This is a genomic window from Mycobacterium sp. TH-M11 (assembly GCF_057473725.1).
This window is the reverse complement of the sequence record NZ_JBYCLD010000309.1, coordinates 1-6,670: the sequence shown is the minus strand read 5'-3', so window position 1 is coordinate 6,670 and position 6,670 is coordinate 1. Positions and strand designations below refer to the sequence as shown.

Sequence of the window (6,670 nt, the reverse complement as noted above, 5' to 3'; positions counted from 1 at the left end):
CCGGCCAGGATCGCGACGTTGTTGCTCCACCGCAGGTTGGCGCTGGGAGCGCCGCGGCGCACCTGCGCCTCGTCCATCACGTCGTCGTGATACAGCGTGGCCAGGTGCACCAGCTCGATGACGGCGCCGGCAATGGCAACCTCGTCACTGTCAGGATGCGGCCCCAGTTGCGCCGACAGCACCGCGAACAGGGGACGGAAGCGTTTGCCGCCGGCCTCGAACAGATGCAGCACGGCGTCGGTCATAAGGTCGTCGGACCCGCGTAGCTCGGTCTCCATCAGTTGCTCGATGCGGGCCACACCGTCGCGCACGCCGGTGGCGAATTCGGCGTCCCCGATGGCACTGAGATCGATGCCCGCCACTACCGTTTCCGGAGTCCTCACCCAACCAACATACTGGTGAGCATGGACTCCCCTGCCGACGTGGTGGTCGTGGGCGCCGGACCGGCCGGGTCGGCGGCCGCCGCGTGGGCCGCACGGGCTGGTCGCGAGGTGTTGGTCATCGACGCGGCCGCCTTCCCGCGCGACAAGGCCTGCGGTGACGGGCTGACGCCGCGGGCGGTCGCCGAACTCGAACGCCTCGGGCTCGGCGAGTGGCTCGACGCCCGGATCCGGCATCGCGGCTTGCGGATGAGCGGCTTCGGCGGCGAGGTCGAAGTGGCCTGGCCCGGACCGTCGTTTCCGTCGACCGGCAGCGCCGTGGCGCGTGTCGAATTGGACGAGCGGATCCGCAAAGTCGCCGAGGAATCCGGTGCCCGCATGCGGCTCGGAGTCAAAGCCGTTGATGCCCAGCATGATCCAGCTGGGCGCGTCACGTCGGTAACGCTGTCCGACGGCAGCCAGGTCGGCTGCCGGGAACTGATCGTCGCCGACGGAGCCCGCTCGACCCTGGGCCGGGTGCTCGGCCGGCGCTGGCATCAGGAGACGGTGTACGGCATCGCGGCCCGCGGCTACCTGACCACGCCGCGCAGCGACGACCCCTGGCTCACCTCACATTTGGAGCTGCGCTCGCCCGACGGCGCGGTGCTGCCCGGCTACGGCTGGATCTTCCCGCTGGGCAACGGCGAGGTCAACATCGGCGTCGGTGCCCTGTCGACGATCAAACGGCCGGCCGAGTTGGCCTTGCGGCCGCTGATGTCGCACTACACCGACCTGCGCCGCCAGGAGTGGGGCTTCGAGGGTCGACCCCGCGCGATGTCGTCGGCGCTGCTGCCGATGGGTGGCGCGGTCTCCGGTGTGGCGGGCGGCAACTGGATGCTGATCGGTGACGCCGCGGCCTGCGTCAACCCACTCAACGGCGAGGGGATCGACTACGGGCTGGAGACCGGGCGGCTGGCGGCGGAGATGCTGGGCTCCGGCGATCTCTCCAAGGCGTGGCCGCATGTGCTCCAATCCCACTATGGGCGTGGATTTTCGGTGGCCCGTCGACTGGGATTGCTGCTGACGTTCCCGCGGTTTCTGCCCGCCACCGGGCCGGTCGCGATGCGCTCCTCGACGCTGATGGGCATCGCGGTGCGGGTGATGGGCAACCTGGTCACCGACGACGACGCCGACTGGGTGGCGCGGACATGGCGCGGCGGCGGACGGATGTCCCGGCTACTGGATCACCGAAAGCCGTTCAGCTGACCGGTTTTTCGTGTGCCTTATGCGCCGCGTGCAAGGCGACAATGCCGCCGGTGAGGTTGCGCCAGCGCACCGCCGACCACCCGGCGGCCGAGATCTGGTGCGCCAGATCCGACTGGTCGGGCCAGGCCCGAATCGATTCCGCAAGGTAGACATAGGCTTCCGGATTGCTCGACACCGCGCGGGCCACCCGCGGCAGCGCCTTCATCAGATACTCCTTGTAGGCCGTGGCGAACAACCGGCTGGTGGGAGTGGAGAACTCGCACACCACCAGCCGTCCGCCGGGCCGCGTCACCCGAGCCATTTCACGCAACGCGTCACCGCGCTGGGCCACGTTGCGCAAACCGAAGCTGATGGTCACCGCGTCAAACACGTTGTCACCGAACGGCAATCGGGTTGCGTCGCCGGCGACCTTGGGAACCAGGCGGGCGTGGCCGGCGCCGAGCATCCCGACCGAGAAGTCGGCAGCCACGCACCAAGCCCCGGAGGCGGCCAGCTCGACCGTCGACACCGCGGTGCCGGCGGCCAGGTCGAGCACCTTCTCTCCCGGCCCGCTGTCGAGCGCCCTGCGGGTGGCACGCCGCCAATATCTGTCCTGGCCCAACGACAGCACGGTGTTGGTGATGTCATAGCGGCGGGCCACGCCGTCGAACATCGACGCGACTTCACGAGGGTCTTTGTCCAGCGTCGCGCGGTTCACACCCTCAAACCTACCGCTACGGGCAGGTCACTGTCCCTGCGCATGCTGCCGACGCGTCATGCGCGCGCGGGCAATCGGCGACAGCACAGCTTCATAGTGTCCCAAAAGCTCGTCGCAGATGGCGGGCCAACCGCGGTCCAGGATGCTGCGGCGGGCAGCCACCGCGTAACGCTGCCGCTCCTCGACCAGGTGCGCGACGGCCTGTGGCAGTTGTGCCTCGAATTCCTCGACGGGCAGCAGCAATCCGGTGCGATACGGCGTCACCAGGTCGCGTGGCCCGCCGGCGTCGGGAGCGATCACCGGCAACCCGGACGCCAGCGCCTCCTGGACCACCTGGCAGAAGGTCTCGTGCTCGCCGGCGTGGACGAAGACGTCCATGCTGGCATATGCCGCGGCCAGTTCGTCGCCGTAGAGCGCGCCGGTGAAAACCGCCGCGGGCATGGCCGATTGCAGCTTGGCACGGTCGACTCCGTCACCGACGATGACGACCTGGACGTCGCCGGCTGCGGCCAGCGCGATGAGCCGCTCGACGTGCTTCTCCGGTGCCAGTCGCCCCACGAAGCCGACGATCGGCTTGCCATCCGGCGACCAGCGCCCGCGCAGCGCCTCGTCACGGGCCGATGGCGCGAAACCGATCATGTCGACGCCGCGGGCCCACTTGTGCACCCGCGGGATACCATGTGCAACAAGTGATTCCATCGTCGCCGTGGACGGCGCCAAGGTGCGGTCGGCGAGCTTGTGCAGGTGCCGGAACCATGCCCACGCGGCCCGCTCGCCTGCGCCGATCCCGTAACTGGCCGCGAAGCCGGGCACGTCGGTCTGATACACCGCGACGGTCGGCACGCCGAGTCGGCGGGCCGCCCGCACACCGCCCCAGCCGAGCAGGGCCGGCGAGGCCAGATGCACGACGTCGGGCTCGAACCCGCGCATCACCCGCAGGATTCGCGGCAGCGGCAATCCCAGCGGCAGGGTGGTCACCTTGGGGAACATCGCGGACGGCACCCGATGCACCCGGATACCGTCGTGGACACGATCCGCGGGCTGTTCGCCGTGCGGAGTATCGGGCGCGATGACAAGTGCTTCATGGCCGGTGCGGCGCAGATGCTCGAGTGTACGGACGACGGAATTGCTCACGCCGTTGACGTGCGGGAGAAAGGATTCCGCGACAATCGCTACTCGCACACCACCACGGTGGCAGCGCCGCCTGTCGATAGGGTTACCGACGGGCGTACGCTACACGAACTCTGACCCAAAGAGGACTCTGAGAATGCGGTCCTAGCTGGGCGTCTTGGCCACGAGGCGGTTGTCCACCCACGCCAGACCGGCCAACGCCGCCGCGGCGACCAACCAGCCCACCACGGCAATCGACCCTGCCGGAATGATCGCGAGCTTGGCGTTACGGTGTTGCACCCGAACCAAATTGGGGTTTCTCTTGTCGTACTCCACATAAATCCGCATGCTCGTCGCCAATTCGGACGGGTACAGCACGCCGAGCTCGGGCCGATAGGTGATCCGCTCCGGGGTGACGAACTCGATGGTCGAGCGACGGGAGCCCGCGTCGAGCACTTCGGCCTCCGCGACGCCCATGTTGTGGGTGATCGCGAAGTCGTCGCGCACGGCCCCGGCCACCAGTAGCACCGACTGCAGTGTCACCAGGCCGGCGATGATCAGCACGGTGATGCGCGCCAGGCGCACCGCGTGATGCCCGCGGGTTGCGGGGAAATCGCCACTGCGACCCTGGATCAACAGGCGCGACCAGGTTTTCGCGACCGCCAGGGCGCCGGTCAGACGCGTCACAGAGCGGCCCTGATGGCGGCGTGCAGCTGCCGCAACGACGACCGGTCCGCCTTGACCTCCAGCACCCGCATGCCGGCCGCCGGCTCGTCGAGCGCGCCGGCCAGGTCGCCGAGCTCGATCTGGCGGCTGTCGACGTGGTAGGCCCGGCAGAGCGCGCCGACGTCGACGTCGTGCGGGGTGCCGAACACGCGGGCGGAGATGTCGGAGAACCGCGGATCGCCCTGCTCGAGCAGTTCGAAGATGCCGCCGCCGTTGTCGTTGGACACCACGATGGTGAGGTCGGCGGGCACCGGCTCGGTCGGTCCGATCAGCAGGCCGGAGCTGTCGTGGACGAAGGTCAGGTCGCCGATCAGCGCGACGGTCCGCCCGCCGGTCGGGTCATGCGCGAGCGCCGCCCCGATCGCGGTCGACACCGTGCCGTCGATGCCGGCCACCCCGCGGTTGGATCGGACGGTGATCCCCTGCTGGTTGAGGCCGACCAATGCGACGTCGCGCACCGGGTTGGACGCACCCAGCACCAACTGGTCGCCGGGGCGCAGCGCGTCGGTCACCGCGGCGGCCACGTGCAGACCGGTGGTCAGCGGCTGCGCCGCGAGTTGCTCGCGCACCGCGGCGACGGCGCGGCCGTTGAGTTCGGCGCAGCGGGCCAGCCACCCGGGAGTCGGCGTGCCGGTGGTGACGGCGCGGGTGCCGGTGGCCTGCGAGTTGCCCGAGACGTCGGGCCAGCGCGGCCCGGTGGTGAGCGCGTACACCGGCACTTTCGCGTCGGCCAGCAGCGCCGACACCGGCCGGTGCAGGGTGGGCCGGCCCAGCATGATCACCTGCTGCGGGCACAGGTGCGGCAGCGCCAGGGGATGCAGCGGGTTTGGCGGGCGGCAGCCCGAAAATGAAGTGGGCTCGGCGACTGTGGGCAACGCCGCCAGCTCGGGCCGCTCGCCGGCGCCGTGGCCGGCGATGACGACGGTGTCGAGGCTGAGATCGATATCCAGCGGCTGGTCGAAGCTGACCGCCGGGGTGAGGGTCCAGGGCTTGCCGCCCGGCCGGCCCGGCGGAATGGGTCCCGGCTCGAGGTCGGGCACCAGCGGCTCGCGCAGCGGAATGTCGAAGTGCACCGGCCCGGCGTTGGCGCTGCGCGCTCCGGTCGCGGCCACCACGACGCGGCAGGTGGCCGATCGCCAGGTCGCGTTGAGCGCGTCCATTTTGTCCGGCGCGTCTTCGGCCAGCCCGAGGCTGATCGTGGCGCGAACCTGGGTGCCGAAGTAGCCCAGCTGCTCCATGGTCTGGTTGGCACCGGTGCCGAGCATTTCGTAGGGCCGGTTGGCCGACAGCACGATCAGCGGCACCCGCGCGTAGTTGGCCTCGACCACGGCCGGGCCGAGGTTGGCCACCGCGGTGCCCGAGGTCATCGCGATGCAGACCGGCGCGCCCGCGGCGATCGCCAGACCGACGGCCAGGAATCCGGCGGTCCGCTCGTCGATACGGACGTGCAGCCGCAGTCGGCCGGCGCGGTCGGCGTCCTGCAGCGCAAACGCCAGCGGGGCGTTGCGCGAGCCCGGGCACAACACCACGTCGCGGACGCCGCCGCGGACCAGTTCGTCGACGACAATGCGAGCCTGTGCCGTCGAGGGATTCACCGCTCCAGCCTAGAGGTTCGCCGAGCGTGCAGCTTGGGGCGGCGAAAACGAGGAATCTGCGCGCCTGAACCGCACACTCGGCGCGTTAAAACCCCATGCTGGCAAAGAACTTGAGCATCGCGGCGTTGACCACCTCGGGCCGTTCCAGGAAGCCGAGATGTCCGGTGTCGGCAATCAGCTGGTATTTGGCGCCGGGGATAGCGTCGGCGACCTCTTTGCCCAGGTGCGGAGGGGTTACGACGTCGTCGGCGAAGCCGAGCACCAGCGTCGGCGTGTGGATACCGCCGTAGGAGGGCAGGTGGTTGCCCTGCGGCGAGATCCAGCCCTGCCGCACGATGCCGGGCGTGATTTTGATCGGCCAGATGGTGAACATGCTGATCCACTCGGCCACGGCCTCGTCGTTGCTGAGCGTCTTGGGCGAGAAGCTCTCCAGCAGCCGAATCTTCGCGTCGTAGGAGGTCGGGATCTGCACGCCGGACGCGGCCAGCTCGTCCTCGGCAGCGCGGAAGAAGTCGCGCGCCTTGTCCAGCCGGCCGCGGGTGGCCATCAGCGCCGCCTGACTCACCAGCTCGGGCCGGGCCAGCATCAACTCCTGGGCGATGAAGGAGCCCATTGACACCGCCACGATGCGCACCGGCCCGATGCCGAGCTGCTCGATCAGCGCCGCGGTGTCGGCGACCATGCTCTCGGTGGTGAACTGGTCGGCGCTCGCGGTCGCACCGACCCCGCGGTTGTCGAACGTGATGACTCGGTAGCCGGCGTTCAAAAATGCCGGCACCTGGTGCAGGTGCCAGGTACGTCCCAGTCCGCCGCGGCCGGCGATGAAAAGGACGGGCTCCCCTGTCCCCTTGTCGTCATAAGCCAGGTTGATCACGACGACGAACCTACGCGACGTCGCGGTATCGGCAGTATTTGGC

The 6,670-nt window shown here is 69.4% G+C and carries 7 protein-coding genes; 1 reads left to right on the top strand and 6 read right to left on the bottom strand.

Translation table 11 applies throughout. From position 1 onward, the window contains the following. On the bottom strand, window positions 1-383 hold a 383-nt coding region (locus AC2VOG_RS12690), incomplete at its 3' end, for a polyprenyl synthetase family protein (RefSeq protein ID WP_486940250.1). Between the two features lie 15 nt (window positions 384-398). Here AC2VOG_RS12690 and menJ point away from each other — a divergent pair. Continuing rightward, window positions 399-1,625, top strand: a complete 1,227-nt coding sequence (menJ, locus tag AC2VOG_RS12685; protein WP_486940249.1) for a menaquinone reductase — start codon at window positions 399-401, stop codon at window positions 1,623-1,625. Here the strand turns inward: menJ and AC2VOG_RS12680 are convergent. The 5 genes from AC2VOG_RS12680 to AC2VOG_RS12660 form a co-directional block, all read right to left on the bottom strand. Further along, a complete protein-coding gene (locus tag AC2VOG_RS12680; RefSeq protein WP_486940248.1) occupies window positions 1,618-2,322 on the bottom strand; it encodes a demethylmenaquinone methyltransferase in 705 nt (234 codons plus the stop codon). The genes menJ and AC2VOG_RS12680 overlap by 8 nt on opposite strands. Before the next feature lie 27 nt (window positions 2,323-2,349). Beyond that, on the bottom strand, window positions 2,350-3,504 hold the full coding sequence (locus AC2VOG_RS12675; RefSeq protein WP_486940247.1) for a glycosyltransferase family 4 protein: 1,155 nt from the start codon (window positions 3,502-3,504) through the stop codon (window positions 2,350-2,352). Between the two features lie 93 nt (window positions 3,505-3,597). Then, window positions 3,598-4,098: a DUF3592 domain-containing protein gene (locus AC2VOG_RS12670; protein WP_486940252.1), complete on the bottom strand. Its 501-nt coding sequence runs from the start codon at window positions 4,096-4,098 to the stop codon at window positions 3,598-3,600. A 17-nt stretch (window positions 4,099-4,115) separates the two neighbouring features. Further along, the gene (gene menD / locus AC2VOG_RS12665; RefSeq protein ID WP_486940246.1) at window positions 4,116-5,753 is read right to left on the bottom strand and encodes a 2-succinyl-5-enolpyruvyl-6-hydroxy-3-cyclohexene-1-carboxylic-acid synthase; all 1,638 of its coding nucleotides are present in this window, start codon (window positions 5,751-5,753) and stop codon (window positions 4,116-4,118) included. 85 nt (window positions 5,754-5,838) lie between these two features. Further along, window positions 5,839-6,627, bottom strand: a complete 789-nt coding sequence (locus tag AC2VOG_RS12660; protein WP_486940251.1) for an alpha/beta fold hydrolase — start codon at window positions 6,625-6,627, stop codon at window positions 5,839-5,841. Window positions 6,628-6,670: the final 43 nt, after the last annotated feature.